Source organism: Pelorhabdus rhamnosifermentans (assembly GCF_018835585.1).
GTDB lineage: Bacteria > Bacillota > Negativicutes > UMGS1260 > UMGS1260 > Pelorhabdus > Pelorhabdus rhamnosifermentans.
Genome location: NZ_JAHGVE010000001.1, coordinates 318286 through 332970 on the forward strand (window position 1 = coordinate 318286; position 14685 = coordinate 332970).

The 14685-nt window shown below is 42.9% G+C and carries 12 protein-coding genes; all 12 read left to right on the forward strand.

The annotated features are described in order from the left end of the window. The first annotated feature begins 146 nt into the window (after positions 1 to 146). The 12 genes from Ga0466249_RS01570 (at position 147) to Ga0466249_RS01625 (ending at position 14664) form a co-directional block, all read left to right on the forward strand. On the forward strand, positions 147 to 623 hold the full coding sequence (locus Ga0466249_RS01570) for a NanQ anomerase/TabA/YiaL family protein (RefSeq protein WP_215827680.1): 477 nt from the start codon (positions 147 to 149) through the stop codon (positions 621 to 623). Between the two features lie 179 nt (positions 624 to 802). After that, positions 803 to 1933, forward strand: a complete 1131-nt coding sequence (locus tag Ga0466249_RS01575) for a copper amine oxidase (RefSeq protein WP_215827681.1) — start codon at positions 803 to 805, stop codon at positions 1931 to 1933. 96 nt (positions 1934 to 2029) lie between these two features. Next, positions 2030 to 2170, forward strand: coding sequence for a six-cysteine ranthipeptide SCIFF (gene scfA / locus Ga0466249_RS01580; RefSeq protein ID WP_215827682.1), 141 nt, complete (start codon positions 2030 to 2032; stop codon positions 2168 to 2170). Positions 2171 to 2241: 71 nt separating this feature from the next. Then, on the forward strand, positions 2242 to 3600 hold the full coding sequence (gene scfB, locus Ga0466249_RS01585) for a thioether cross-link-forming SCIFF peptide maturase (protein ID WP_215827683.1): 1359 nt from the start codon (positions 2242 to 2244) through the stop codon (positions 3598 to 3600). A gap of 146 nt (positions 3601 to 3746) precedes the next feature. Next, positions 3747 to 5126, forward strand: coding sequence for an RNA polymerase factor sigma-54 (gene rpoN / locus Ga0466249_RS01590; RefSeq protein ID WP_215827684.1), 1380 nt, complete (start codon positions 3747 to 3749; stop codon positions 5124 to 5126). A 163-nt stretch (positions 5127 to 5289) separates the two neighbouring features. After that, entirely contained in the window at positions 5290 to 6321 is a 1032-nt protein-coding gene (locus Ga0466249_RS01595; RefSeq protein ID WP_312889680.1) for a sugar-binding transcriptional regulator, read from the forward strand. A gap of 13 nt (positions 6322 to 6334) precedes the next feature. Continuing rightward, the gene (gap, locus tag Ga0466249_RS01600; RefSeq protein WP_215827685.1) at positions 6335 to 7348 is read left to right on the forward strand and encodes a type I glyceraldehyde-3-phosphate dehydrogenase; all 1014 of its coding nucleotides are present in this window, start codon (positions 6335 to 6337) and stop codon (positions 7346 to 7348) included. 81 nt (positions 7349 to 7429) lie between these two features. Beyond that, complete coding sequence (gene tpiA / locus Ga0466249_RS01605; protein ID WP_215827686.1) at positions 7430 to 9358, forward strand: triose-phosphate isomerase; 1929 nt, start codon at positions 7430 to 7432, stop codon at positions 9356 to 9358. A gap of 33 nt (positions 9359 to 9391) precedes the next feature. Continuing rightward, positions 9392 to 10933 (forward strand): 2,3-bisphosphoglycerate-independent phosphoglycerate mutase, encoded by a 1542-nt coding sequence (gene gpmI / locus Ga0466249_RS01610; protein WP_215827687.1) that lies wholly within the window; start codon positions 9392 to 9394, stop codon positions 10931 to 10933. Between the two features lie 30 nt (positions 10934 to 10963). Next, positions 10964 to 12250, forward strand: a complete 1287-nt coding sequence (gene eno / locus Ga0466249_RS01615) for a phosphopyruvate hydratase (protein WP_215827688.1) — start codon at positions 10964 to 10966, stop codon at positions 12248 to 12250. A 111-nt stretch (positions 12251 to 12361) separates the two neighbouring features. Beyond that, positions 12362 to 12601, forward strand: a complete 240-nt coding sequence (secG, locus tag Ga0466249_RS01620; RefSeq protein ID WP_446686539.1) for a preprotein translocase subunit SecG — start codon at positions 12362 to 12364, stop codon at positions 12599 to 12601. A 62-nt stretch (positions 12602 to 12663) separates the two neighbouring features. Next, on the forward strand, positions 12664 to 14664 hold the full coding sequence (locus Ga0466249_RS01625) for a sodium-translocating pyrophosphatase (RefSeq protein ID WP_215827690.1): 2001 nt from the start codon (positions 12664 to 12666) through the stop codon (positions 14662 to 14664). The last annotated feature ends 21 nt before the right edge of the window (positions 14665 to 14685 follow it).

Here is a 14685-nt window from a genome sequence, read left to right on the forward strand (position 1 = left end):
TTGGTTTTTAGGAAGTAATGTTATTCATAGTAGTTGTACTTGCTGAGTAAAGAGGAGGCTAGCTTCTAGCTGAAAAAATTGTTGAAAGGAGGTGTGATTTTAAGTTTGGTGTCTTAGAGCATTGTAAAAAAAATAGGGGTGATTTTATGATTTTTGGGTCTATTGAGAATTTTGATAAAGAAAAGTCAGTTTATGCTTCTGCAATTACTATGGGACTGGATTATCTTAGCAAGACAGATTTTATTGCGATGCCTATTGGAAGATATGATTTAAGTGAGGGTATATTTGCACTTGTTCAGGAATATCAAACAGAATCCAAAGCCAAGCGTCGGCCAGAATCGCATGTGGACTATCTGGATGTTCAGTATATTGTTCAGGGTGAGGAAATTATTAGTTATGCCTACCTTACTGAGGATTGCCGGGTGGAGGAAAATCAGTTGCCTAAAAATGATATGATTTTTTATAGTAAAAAAATAGCTGATGAAGTTGACCTAAATCTGTCAGCAGGAATGTTTGCTGTATTATTCCCTTGGGATGTTCATCGCCCTTGTGTTACGAAGAAAGTTGATTCGAAAGTAAAGAAAGTGGTATTAAAAATTCCTGTGAGCGCTGTCCTAAGATAAATAAAACGAATCATAGTTCTTATATGAGAAAAAGACTTATAAAACAGTGAAACACGTGTTTTATAAGTCTTTTTCTATGAGTGCTTTATTTGCGTGCTATTTGTAAAAATCATCCTTATGGGTCAGGCGTTTACACTCATACGGCCCTTTGTTATAATAAGTGGATGAGGGGGAGAAACATGAACAAACTTTGTTTATTGTTAAGTAGTTTCTTATTATTGAGCCAAAGCGTGATTGGGGCTGCTCAACAGGAGGTTTTACCTCGCGTTGATTTTGCCGAAACACCGGAATGGTCTTTGACAGGAACTCAGTTTGGTGGAAAACTGCTGCTTTCTGATAGTCCCGAAACAGTCAATGCTGATGGCATTATGTATGAAGATACAGTGAGTGGCGATGTGCGGCTCTTTTTCCATCATGTAAATGGAACAAAAGAGCCGAAAAAGATTCTTGTTTTATTAGAGAATACAGGAAAATCAGAAGCCGATATTTTTGTCTATCATTATGGTTTTGCAGGTCCTGGTGGTGATTATGGTACTGTTGGCAAGACGGCCCAGCAAGATTATCTTGCGAATGGCCGCAGTGCTTATGATGTGACGGTTCCAGCTGGGCAAAAGGACTATCTATGGAATACACAAAAGTCGATGACAGTTCGGCCTGGTGAACTTGTGAATGGCATCTTTGATTTTAAGACCAGTCAGCCTGTTAAGTTGAAGGTAGTCATGGTTCCTAAAGATTATAATGAGCAGACACTGCGCAATCTAAAGGTGCTTGATAATGACGTTACTTCCCTTAGAGGTACTTTTGAAGGGCGTGACAAACTATTGTTGCCTGATGATGTTTATAATCCCTCAACAGATGGTGTTGTTGCCATTACGCTGGCTGACAATGAACTTGATCATTATGCTATTGGCACCGATATGACAACAGGAAAGCCTGTTATGAATTATGGTAACTATGGCATCATGTACCGTATTTTTATTCCTTCCCTTGAGGGTAATCAAAAATTCAAAGGCTATCTTAATCCCAGGGGCGGCGAGTATGGTGGGGCTTTAGGAATCAAATATGATCACAAAATACTTGATCCACTGCTGACACCACCTGACACGGTGATGTTTGGCGCCAATACTACTACAGCTGTGTCGCCTATTGGTTCTTATGATTCGGGTAAATCGCTGTGGTTTACTTTTTCACCACCCGGTGCATCTAATCTTCCGGTAAGATTGTTGTTTATACCAGATCCACTGCCTGACAAGGGACCTGGTATTATTACGAAAAGCCTGCAAGCTCCGTTAAATAAGACCAAGGCATAGGGAAGGGAGTCCTTCCCCATCCTTGTGATTGCGCTTGTTTCAAATGGGGTTCTATGATAAACTTAAAAGAAAACATTGATTCGAGGAGTGATACTCGTGGCGAAACATATTACAACTGTGAATACGGCATCATTGAAAAAAACCTTACATACAGGTGGCTGTGGTGAATGTCAGGCATCCTGTCAATCAGCCTGTAAAACATCTTGCACTGTAGGCAATCAAGTTTGCCAAAAGTAATTTTTTTAGCAAACAGCCCCTGCTTGTTTTAGGCAAAGGGGCTGCATTTTTTTTATGAGAGGAATTGAAGCATGCATAAGGGAATTCATAAGTTTTATTTATTAGGATTATATATTGTACTAGATATTAATAGTGGTCTTGTCCATGTGGTGGATAAATTAGTCTATGATATTTTGGATATTTTTAAAGGTCACAATGATCAAGAGGTTATTGAACAGCTTGGGAGTACTTATTCTGTCGAAGCACTTACGGAAGCTATGGCTGAGTTAAGGGAATTGGAGCAGGCAGAACAGCTCTTTACACCGGAAATTTCGGCTCCCATGGTTTTCCGTGAGAAACCTGTTGTAAAATCTCTGTGCCTTCACGTGGCTCATGACTGTAATTTGCGTTGCGGCTATTGCTTTGCTGGAACAGGTGATTTTGGCCATGATCGTACGTTAATGAGCTTTGAAGTAGGGAAAAAGGCCGTGGACTATATTATCGAGCACAGTGGCAGTCGTCGTCATTGTGAAATAGATTTTTTTGGCGGCGAGCCACTCATGAATTTGCCTGTAGTGAAGCAGATTGTGACTTATGTTCGTCAGAAGGAACAGGAGACAGGTAAAATATTCAAATTAACCTTAACGACAAATGCTGTTCTGCTTGATGACGAAACGATTGACTATTTGAATGATAATAACATTGCCCTTGTTTTAAGTTTAGATGGACGTCAAACGACGCATGACGGTATGCGGCCTTTCCCCAATGGTCAAGGCAGTTTTTCGACGGTGCAGCCTAAAATGGCTAAGTTTATTTTTTCGCGTAATAATGAAAACTATTATGTGCGCGGTACCTATACAGCAAAAAATCTTGATTTTGCTAATGATGTTTTAGCTATGGCTGATATGGGGTTTAAGGAACTTTCTGTAGAGCCTGTTATTGAGAAAGAAGCCGATTATCGTTTGACAGAAGAACATTTGCCCCGAATATTTGCCGAATATGACAAACTGACTGCTGCTTATTTGGAAAGAAAGCAGTCAGGCAATGGTTTTGAGTTTTTCCATTTTAACTTAGATTTGAATCATGGACCGTGTGTTGCCAAAAGATTAAGCGGCTGCGGTGCTGGACATGAATATTTTGCTGTTTCGCCGCAAGGCGAACTTTATCCCTGTCATCAGTTCGTGGGTCGGGAAGAATATAAGCTCGGCGATGTGTTTACGGGGGTAACGAACTCGGAACTTCCAATTAAATTTCGCGAGACGCATGTTTTGAACAAAGAGAAATGTCCTGATTGCTGGGCAAGGTTTTATTGCAGCGGTGGTTGTCATGCCAACGCAGATTTAATGAATCACGATATTAAAAAACCTTATGAACTGGGCTGCTCTTTGCAAAAAAAACGTTTGGAATGTGCCATTATGGTACAAGCTAAGCGTTCACTTGAAAAATTTTGATGTTGGCATAGTTTTTTTCTTCACCGTTTTACTTGATTTTCGCTATAGTAATACGATTTCTATGTCGCTGTATTATTTATGAATAAAGCGCTTGCAGTTTTTATTAATTAAGGGGATTTTTATGTCGGCAACAAGGAGGGATATGCATGCATATGGACTATGGTCTAAAGCTGGAACTCACTCAAAAGTTGATTATGACGCCGGAACTTCGTCAAGCTATTGCTATTTTACAACTTTCTTCTTTTGATTTATGTGAACTTGTTGAGCAAGAATTGCAAGAAAACCCTGTACTGGAAATTGAAGATCCTCCGAGCGAAGATCTTTCTGATACAAGTACTGAACAGACTGCTGAAGATTCTTCACAGGATTCTTATGAGTGGATGGAATATTTCCAAGATGATACGCCTAAAGGCAGTATTCAAGACGCAGCTTCCGGACCTCATGAAAATGTCGGTATTTATACGAAGACGCTTCATGAACATTTGGAACTTCAATTGAATTTGATGGCTTTGAATCAAAGGGAACGGGAGCTTGGAAGTTATCTTATTGGCTGTATTGACGATAATGGTTATTTAATTTGTAAACTTGAGGAGGTTGGGGCGCGACTCAAGCGTCCTTATGATGAGGTTGAAAGGATGCTTTATGTTTTGCAAACTTTTGATCCCGTCGGTGTGGCCAGTCGTGATTTAAAAGAATGCTTGATGCTGCAGCTGGATTATCGGCAGGTTGCCGATAACTTAGTAAATCAGATTATTATGTCTTTCCTGGATGAAGTGGCGGCAGGAAGATGCAAAGTTATTGCAGACAAACTGCATACGACGCCTGCTGAGGTGCAAGCTGCCATTGATATTATTAAAACACTTGATCCTAAACCAGGCCGGGCGTTTGCTGCTGCTGGCGATCCTGGTTATATTGTGCCTGATATTACAGTGGAGGAAGTCAATGGAACCTTCGTCATTCTAGTGAATGATACGTCTGTACCCCGACTAACCATTAGTTCTTATTATAAAAAAGTCATTCGTGATACTGATTTGGAAGCAAAAAAATTTATTGAAGGCCGTTTGAATGCGGCTGCTTGGCTGATTAAAAGTATTGAACAGCGTCGTCGTACCTTGTATCGCGTTATGGAGCAGCTCATTCACTTTCAATATGACTTTTTTAAGCAGGGGCCCAAATATTTGCGTCCTTTAACAATGAAAAAAGTGGCTGACGCCATTGAAATGCATGAATCAACGGTGAGTCGGGCCATTGCTAACAAATATGTGACAACGCCTCATGGACTGTTTGCACTGCGGACCTTTTTTTCGGCCAGCATTCATAGTTCGTCAGGACCGGATGTGGCAGCCAGTCAGGCAAAAGATGAGCTCAAGGCACTCGTCGCAAGTGAAAATCCCCAAAAACCTTTGAGTGATCAGCTTTTGTCGGATCTTTTGAGTAAAAAGGGGATGATTCTTTCTCGTCGTACCGTTACGAAATATCGCGAAGAATTAGGAATTGCTTCTTCAAGTAAACGAAAACGCTATTAATTTTTTTAATTTTAAAATTTTTATTTTTCAAGCAGGATTTTTTATGCAATTGGGGAATAATAATATCAAAGGGACGCGAAACAGTCCTAAGGGACAAAAAGCGTCCATGATATCATTATAGGCAATCTTATTTATTATCCTAGCCAATTTAAGGAGCAGTTATGTGAAAAATATCATTCAGCTTCATCGAAAAATTGCACCTGAATTAATCGCTGTTATGGAAGAAAGGTATCATATTTTGCGGCATATTCAGTATGCTCAGCCCATCGGCAGACGTGCTTTGGCTAGCACGCTTAACATGGGTGAACGTATTGTTCGTGCTCAAGTGGACTTTCTTAAAAATGCCGGACTATTGGAATTTACCTCAATTGGTATGAATGTGACAGACGAAGGAGAGCAGCTTATTGCGGATTTAGCCGATTATGTCCGGATGCTTCATGGTCTTACAGTACTCGAAGAAGAGTTAGTCAGTGAACTGAGATTAGAGAAGGTCATTATTATTCCCGGCGATTCTGAAGGAGATTCGACGGTGCTGCGTGAACTCGGTCGAGCCGCCGCTATGCTTATTGGACAATTTGCCGAAGATGGCAAGGTCCTTGCTGTTTGTGGTGGAACAACCATGTCTATGATTGCCGAATCGGTGAATTGCAGTCGCCCTCATTCCATTGTTGTACCAGCCAGAGGCGGTTTGGGTGAACGCGTAGAACTTCAGGCGAATAGTATTGCCGCTGTCATGGCTGAAAAACTGGGCGGGTCCTATCGTTTGCTGCATATTCCAGATGGCATTAATGAGGAAGCTTTGCAAGTGATTTTACAGAGCGATCCCCAGGCCAAGGAAATTCGTGAACTAATTAAACATACGAGTGTGCTTATTCATAGTATTGGTCAGGCGCAAGCCATGGCCAGGCGTCGTAATATGGAACAAACTGTTGTCCAGGATATTTTAAACAAGGGTGCTGTGGGTGAAGCACTTGGACATTATTGTACGCTAGAAGGCAAGATTGTTTATGCAACAAGCAGTGTAGGGTTACACCTGGGTGACTTGGCAAATATTCATTCCGTTATTGCCGTTGCCGGTGGTGCTAGTAAAGCTGAGGCAATTATTGCTGTGGCGCGGGCTAGCCAAACTGGTATTCTTGTAACAGACGAGACAGCCGCCAAGGCCATGCAGAATATTATAAAAAGAAATAATTAGGAGGAATTGTATTATGGCGACTAGAGTAGCTATCAATGGGTTTGGACGTATTGGACGTCTTGCATTTAGGCAAATGTTTGGGGCAGAAGGATATGAAGTTGTTGCAATCAATGACCTAACAAGTCCTAAAATGCTGGCACACTTATTGAAATATGATTCGGCTCAGGGCAGATATGCTTTAGGTGATAAAGTATTTGCAGGTGAAGATTCCATCACTGTTGATGGAACAGAGATCAAAATCTATGCACAGGCTAAACCAGAAGATTTACCTTGGGGCAAACTGGGTGTAGACGTTGTTCTTGAATGCACAGGTTTCTTCACTTCTAAAGAAAAAGCTTCAGCACATATTAAAGCAGGCGCTAAAAAAGTTGTTATATCCGCACCGGCAGGAAACGATCTTCCTACAATTGTTTATAATGTAAACCACAAAGTGTTAAAAGCTAGCGATACAGTTATTTCCGCTGCTTCATGTACTACAAACTGCTTGGCTCCTATGGCTAACACTCTGAATAAGCTAGCTCCTATTCAGAGTGGCATCATGTCGACAATTCACGCTTATACAGGTGATCAGATGACTCTTGACGGCCCGCAAAGAAAAGGTGATTTGAGAAGATCGCGTGCTGCAGCAGTGAATATCGTTCCTAACTCTACGGGTGCTGCGAAAGCGATTGGTCTAGTTATTCCTGAATTGCAAGGCAAATTAATCGGTTCAGCACAGCGTGTTCCAGTTCCAACAGGTTCTACTACGATTTTAATAGCCGTTGTTAAAGGTTCTGTTACAAAAGAACAAATCAATGCAGCGATGAAAGCAGCAGCTGATGAATCTTTCGGCTATACTGAAGAAGAATTGGTATCTAGTGATATTATTGGCATCAGATACGGTTCTTTATTCGATGCTACGCAAACATTGGTAGCTCCGATGGATAACGGTTTGACTCAGGTACAAGTGGTTTCCTGGTATGACAATGAAAATAGTTACACAAGTCAAATGGTTCGTACAATTAAGTATCTTGCCGAACTCGCATAAGTTTTAAATCTGTCATAACTTAAAAATAGCTGGAGAGGGTCACATTACCGATAGTGTGACCCTTTTTAGGAGGTATAGAAAGTGAATAAGAAAAGCATTAGAGATATTGATTTGGCGGGAAAAAAGGTTTTTGTCCGGGTGGATTATAACGTTCCCATGGATAAAGAACAAAATATTACGGATGATACGCGAATTCGTGCCACTCTTCCGACGCTAAACTATCTGTTAAAACAAGGTGCTGCGATTATTTTAGCAGCGCATCTTGGACGTCCGAAAGGCAGTGTGGTTGCTGAGTTTAGTTTGAAACCCGTTGCTGCGGCACTTGCCAAATTGATTGACAAGAAAGTTCAGTTTGCAGCGGATTGTGTTGGCAGGGAAGCCGAAAAAGCATCCAAGGGTCTTCAATCAGGTGAGATATTGATGCTTGAAAACTTGCGGTTCCACAAAGCCGAAGAAAAAAATGATGCCGATTTTTCCAAACAATTGGCATCACTGGCTGATGTGGCTGTCAATGATGCTTTTGGTGTGTCGCATCGGGCCCATGCTTCTGTTGAGGGAATTTCTCAGTATATTCCGGTTGTTGCCGGTCTATTGATGGAGAAGGAAATTGCTTTTTTAGGTCAGGCCGTGACAAATCCGGCTCATCCTTTTGTAGCTATTATTGGTGGAGCCAAAGTATCGGATAAAATTGGTGTTATTGCCAACTTATTGACGAAGGTGGATACCTTAATTATTGGTGGTGGTATGGCCAATACCTTCTTGGCTGCCCAAGGCTATGGGATAGGAAAATCTCTTATTGAAACAGAAAAAATTGCATTAGCCAAGGAATTAATTGTTAAGGCCAAGGCCAGTCATGTGAATCTTTTATTGCCTACAGATGTTGTCGTAGCGGAGGCTTTTGCTGCTGATGCACCTCATAAAACAGTAGCAGTTGACAAGATTGATGAAAACGGCATGGCTCTCGATATTGGCTGCCAAACACAGCAAGCTTTTGCTCAGGCCCTCAAGGGTGCTAAGACAGTTGTCTGGAATGGCCCCATGGGTGTTTTTGAAATGGATGCTTTCGCTGTCGGTACGGAAGCGGTGGCGAAGGCTGTAGCTGATTCAGGTGCTGTCAGTATTGTTGGTGGCGGGGATTCAATTGCTGCACTGGAAAAGACGGGACTATCCGGACAGATTAGTCATATCTCCACAGGCGGCGGCGCTTCTTTAGAATATCTGGAAGGCAAGGTATTGCCAGGTATTGCCGCAATTGCCGAAGTACGGCATCCTTTGATTGCCGGCAACTGGAAGATGCATCAAACTGTGAACGAAGCCTTGGCTTTGGCACAGGATGTTGTCAAATTGACAGCCGGTGTTTCGCAGGCTGATGTGGTTATTGCCCCCACATTTACTGCTCTCTATGCCGTGCGCAGCGTTTTGTGCAATTCTAAGGTGAAACTTGCAGCACAAACGATGCATTATGAACAAAAAGGTGCTTTTACTGGTGAAATTTCCCCGGAAATGGTGAAAGATGTCGGTTGTGAATATGTCATTATTGGTCACTCTGAACGTCGACAGTATTTCGCTGAAACGGATGAGACAGTCAATAAAAAGCTTATTGCTGCTTTTAATTATCAGCTCACTCCAATTTTATGTGTCGGTGAAAGTTTAGAACAAAAAGAGGCGGGTCAAACAAATAGCTTTGTTGGCGGTCAGGTTGCAGCGGCCCTTGTGGGGCTGACTGCGGAGCAAGTGGCTAGTATGGTTATTGCTTATGAACCTATCTGGGCCATTGGTACAGGCCGCACAGCCTCAGCCGAAGATGCTAATGCCGTTTGTTCTCTCGTCCGTATCACCGTAGCCAAATTATTCGGTGACGAGATAGCCCAAAAAGTTCGCATCTTATATGGCGGCAGCGTTAAGGCCGGCAATATTGCAGAATTAATGGCTAAGAGTGATATTGACGGTGCCTTAGTTGGCGGAGCGGCTTTAGATGCTGAAGGATTCAGCAAAATAGTGCAGTACTAATTATTTTGGTTGTGATTTAAGGGAGCGATTGCTATGAGTAAGTTACAAACGCCCATTGCCTTAGTTATTTTGGATGGCTGGGGTGTTGGAAAATCCGATGATCCCTATAATGCTATCGTTAAGGGATATACGCCGAATATGACGGAATTTGCGAAAAATTATCCCACGACAACGTTGCGCTGTTCAGGCGAAGCCGTTGGATTGCCTGAAGGACAAATGGGCAATTCTGAAGTGGGCCATTTGAATATTGGCTCCGGGCGGGTGATTTATCAAGAATTAACACGCATTACGAAATCCATCAAGGACGGCGACTTTTTCAAAAATCCCGTATTTCTGAAGGTGATGGAACAAACACGCAAAAATAGCGGAGCTCTCCATCTCATGGGACTGTTGTCTGACGGTGGTGTCCATAGTCATTTAAGTCATTTGCTGGCTTTAATTGATCTAGCTAAGCAGCAAGGTTTAACGAAAGTTTATATTCATGCCTTCCTTGACGGACGGGATGTCCCGCCTTCTAGTGCGGCAGAGTTCTTGACGACACTTGAAGAACATTTGGCCAAGGTTGGTATTGGCAGTATTGCAACGATTGCTGGACGTTATTATGCTATGGATCGCGATAAGCGCTGGGAAAGGACGCAAGCAGCCTATGATGCTATTGTCAGCCGGAAAGGTTTTACAGAAAAAACTGCTTCTGAAGCGCTTCAGGCGGCTTATGATCGCGGTGAAACAGATGAATTTGTTAAGCCGACTGTCATTGCGTGTCCGTCATGCGGGGTAAAGGAAAATGATGGCATACTATTCTTTAATTTCCGTCCTGATCGTGCTCGGCAACTGACTGAAGTATTTACTCAGCCCGATTTTGCGGGCTTCGAGCGTACGACAGGATATGTGCCTGTTCATTTTGCCAGTATGACACAGTATGATGGACATTTTGCCATTCCTGTGGCTTATCCGCCGCAAGAAATTAATGAGACTTTAGGTCAGGTCTTTAGTCAGGCTGGACTTTGTCAGCTTCGTATTGCTGAAACAGAAAAGTATGCCCATGTGACTTATTTTTTTAATGGCGGCGAAGAAACACCCTACGCAGGCGAAGAACGGATTCTTGTTCCGTCACCTAAGGTGGCGACTTATGATCTCAAACCAGCCATGAGTGCTGTGAAAGTGACAGATAAGGTTGTCGCTGCCATTGAATCAGGTAAGTATGATCTTGTGATTCTTAATTATGCCAATGGCGATATGGTGGGTCACACAGGCGTGATGGCTGCTGCTGTTGAAGCAGTAGGTGTAGTAGATACTTGTGTGGGACGACTGGTGGATGCTATGAAAAAGTGTGGTGGCGTGACGCTGATTACAGCGGATCACGGGAATGCTGAGTTTATGTATGATCCTGTTAATCAAGTACCCTTTACGGCCCATACGACAAATGTTGTTCCATTTATTATGGTTTCAGAGCAGCATAAAGCGGTCAAACTAAATGAAGGCCGCTTATGTGATATTGCGCCGACTATTTTACAATTAGCGCAAGTGAAGCAACCACCTGTTATGACAGGAAAGAGCCTGCTAGTGAATAAATAAAAATAGCGAAATTCAAGGAGGATTTTCACAATGAACACAATTATTACTGATGTTTTTGCTCGCGAAATTATGGATTCCCGTGGTAACCCTACAGTGGAAGTGGATGTTTATTTAGAAGACGGCACACTTGGCCGCGCCTCTGTTCCATCGGGTGCTTCCACAGGTGCTTATGAAGCCGTTGAATTACGCGATAATGATGATAAACGTTACTTAGGAAAAGGTGTGCAAAAGGCTGTTGATAATGTCAATGATGTTATTGCTCCCGAAATTATTGGCATGGATGCCATTGATCAAGTAGGGATTGATCAGGCCATGATTGAACTCGATGGTACGCCGAATAAAGCGACACTTGGTGCTAATGCTATTTTAGGTGTTTCTCTGGCTGTAGCCAAAGCAGCTGCTGATGCTTTGGACTTGCCGCTTTATCAGTATCTTGGCGGATTTAATGCCAAAGAATTGCCTGTACCGATGATGAATATTTTAAATGGCGGAAAACATGCTGATAATAATGTCGATATTCAGGAATTTATGATCATGCCAGTAGGTGCCCCAACCTTTACGGAAGGATTACGTTGGAATGCGGAAATTTATCATACTCTTAAAAAGGTTCTCAAAGGCAAGGGATTAAACACGGCCATTGGTGATGAAGGTGGATTTGCTCCTGATCTTTCTTCTAATGAAGAAGCTTTGTCTGCCATTGTCACTGCTATTGAACAAGCTGGTTACAAACCAGGCAAGGATATTATGCTTGCCATTGATACGGCTGCATCAGAGATTTTTAAAGATGGAAAATATCATTTAGCTGGTGAAGGCATTGTGAAAACATCGGCTGAAATGGTTGCCTTCTATGAAAGTCTTGTTGAAAAATATCCGATCATTTCCATTGAAGATGGTTTGAGTGAAGATGACTGGGAAGGTTGGAAGCTTCTTACTGATAAATTAGGCAGTAAAGTGCAGATTGTTGGCGACGACTTATTCGTAACCAATACGCAGCGTCTGTCTCAAGGTATTGAAAAAGGGGTTGCCAATTCCGTTTTGATTAAAGTGAACCAAATTGGTACTTTGACAGAAACCTTTGATACCATTGAAATGGCTAAACGAGCTGGTTATTCTTGCGTCATTTCACATCGCAGCGGTGAAACAGAAGATGCGACAATTGCTGACATTGCCGTAGCTGTTAATGCCGGTCAGATTAAAACAGGTGCTCCTACTCGTACGGATCGTGTCGCGAAGTTTAATCAACTTATTCGTATTGAAGAAGAATTGAGTACGCTTTCGAAGTATAAAGGACTCCATGTTTTCTATAATTTAAAGTAGATGTAAAAAATGATCTTATTGTCGCAGGGACCTTGTCAAGCTGAATTGCATGACAGGGTCCCTTGTCAATATGAATAGATTTATGCTAAAATAAATAAGATAAAGTAGGAGGTGTATGTCTTGTTTACAGCACTGATGTTTTTGGAAGGTCTTATTTGTGTGGCGTTGATTGCGGCAGTTGTCATGCAGTCGAGTAAAAGTGCCGGAATGGGCGGTTCTGTCGGCGGTGGTGCCGATGCAATTTTTGGTGGTAAGAAAAAAGGGCTCGATGAACTTTTGTCAAGAGCCACCATGATTCTTGGCGGTGTGTTTGCTGTCGTGACCATGATTTTAGTAAAGCTTTCGCAATAAATCCGACGGTTCGCATGAGGTTGATGGTGGACAGGTGATCCGATTAAAGGAGGATGTTTAGCATGGAACTGATTTATATTGCGCCAGTTGCCGGGCTTGTGGCCTTACTTTTTGCGGGCTATTTAGCCTCCAGTGTGCTGAAAGAGAGCCCTGGAAATGAAAAAATGCAAAGTTTGTCACAGGCGATTTTTGAAGGAGCCATGGCTTTTTTGAATCGCCAATATAAAACATTAATTCCCTTTACTGTGCTTATTTTTATCGTTCTTTTCGTCTTCACAGGTTATCAACTGGCTGTCTCGTTCTTAGTCGGGGCCATTTGCTCAGCCATTGCTGGTTATATTGGTATGAGCTCTACAACAAAAGCGAATGCTCGGACTACTGAAGCGGCACGGACCAGCTTGAACAAAGCGCTGGGCGTGTCGTTTCGTGCAGGTGCGGTTATGGGCATGTCTGTTGTTGGTCTCGGTTTGCTCGGTGTATCTGTTTTGTATATCATTTTTCGCGACCCCGCAATTATTAATAGTTTTGCTTTTGGCGCGAGTGCCATTGCATTTTTTGCCCGTGTTGGCGGCGGTATTTTTACGAAAGCAGCTGATGTGGGAGCCGATCTTGTCGGGAAGGTCGAAGCAGGTATTCCTGAAGATGATCCCCGCAATCCTGCTGTCATTGCCGATAATGTTGGGGACAATGTAGGCGATACGGCTGGCATGGGGGCTGATTTATTCGAGTCTTACGCGGCTACTACGATTGCCACCATGCTTATTGGCAACAGCCTCTTTGGTATCAATGGCGTGCTTTTCCCGCTGCTCCTTGGGGCTATTGGCATTGTTGCGTCTCTTGTCAGTATTTTTTTAGTACGGACAGGGGAAAATGGCGATCCGCAGGCGGCGCTTAACCGCGGTTTGTGGGGAACCAATATTATTACAGCAATATTGGCTTTCTTTTTGGCCACAAATACTTTTGGTGCAAAGGGGCTGGGTATTTTTGCAGCCATTGTCAGTGGCTTAGTTGTGAACATTCTCGTGGGGATGATTACTGAATACTATACCTCTCACGCCAAGGCACCGACAAGAAAGATTGCTGAAGCATCCGAAACGGGGGCAGCAACGAATATTATTGCCGGTTTGGCTACGGGATTACATAGTACGGCTCTCCCCATGATTGTCTTTTGTATTGCCACAGCTGTTGCTTTTAATCAAGCAGGCATTTATGGTATTGCTATCGCGGCCATGGGCATGTTGTGCACGGCAGGTACGGTTGTGGCTGTAGACAGTTTTGGACCTGTTGCTGATAATGCCGGTGGTATTGCTGAAATGGCAGAACTCGATCCGCAGGTGCGTGAAATTACAGATAAATTAGATGCCGTAGGTAATACAACGGCAGCCATTGCCAAGGGGTTTGCCATTGGTTCGGCAGCGCTTACGGCTTTAGCTCTCTTTACTGCCTTTGGTGAAGAAGTGGCTAAGAATCCCCAGCTCAGTTCGTTACTGAGTGGTGGTCACTTAGTTGTCAATCTTACGGAGCCAGGGGTTATTATTGGTATTTTCCTTGGAGCTACCTTGCCCTTTCTTGTTTGTGCTTTCACCATGGAAGCAGTCGGAAAAGCTGCTTTTGAGATGATTGGTGAAGTGCGGCGGCAATTTCGTGAGATTCCTGGGATTATGGAAGGAACAGGACGTCCCGATTATGCTCGTTGTGTTGATATTTCTACAAAGGCGGCCATTCGGGAAATGATTATTCCTGGTCTTCTGGCTGTAGGGACGCCTATTTTAGTTGGGTTTGTTCTTGGGGCCAAATCACTGGCTGGTTTCTTGGCTGGTGTGACGGCATCCGGCGTTTTACTAGCCATCTTCATGGCCAATGCTGGTGGGGCTTGGGATAACGCTAAAAAATATATTGAATCAGGTCATCTGGGTGGCAAGGGAACACCGACGCATGCTGCAGCGGTTATTGGCGATACAGTAGGCGATCCCTTTAAGGATACTTGTGGTCCCGCCATGAATCCCTTGATTAAAGTAGCGGGAACGATTTCGCTGATTATTGCACCGCTCTTGTTTTTTTAAATTATCTATTGAGACCTCCTA

Coding starts and splice junctions, on each gene's coding strand:
- rpoN (WP_215827684.1), top strand. CDS start 3,747: ATGCATATGGACTATGGTCTAAAGCTGGAACTCACTCAAAAGTTGATT.
- Ga0466249_RS01625 (WP_215827690.1), top strand. CDS start 12,664: ATGGAACTGATTTATATTGCGCCAGTTGCCGGGCTTGTGGCCTTACTT.
- scfB (WP_215827683.1), top strand. CDS start 2,242: ATGCATAAGGGAATTCATAAGTTTTATTTATTAGGATTATATATTGTA.
- Ga0466249_RS01575 (WP_215827681.1), top strand. CDS start 803: ATGAACAAACTTTGTTTATTGTTAAGTAGTTTCTTATTATTGAGCCAA.
- gpmI (WP_215827687.1), top strand. CDS start 9,392: ATGAGTAAGTTACAAACGCCCATTGCCTTAGTTATTTTGGATGGCTGG.
- Ga0466249_RS01570 (WP_215827680.1), top strand. CDS start 147: ATGATTTTTGGGTCTATTGAGAATTTTGATAAAGAAAAGTCAGTTTAT.
- eno (WP_215827688.1), top strand. CDS start 10,964: ATGAACACAATTATTACTGATGTTTTTGCTCGCGAAATTATGGATTCC.
- gap (WP_215827685.1), top strand. CDS start 6,335: ATGGCGACTAGAGTAGCTATCAATGGGTTTGGACGTATTGGACGTCTT.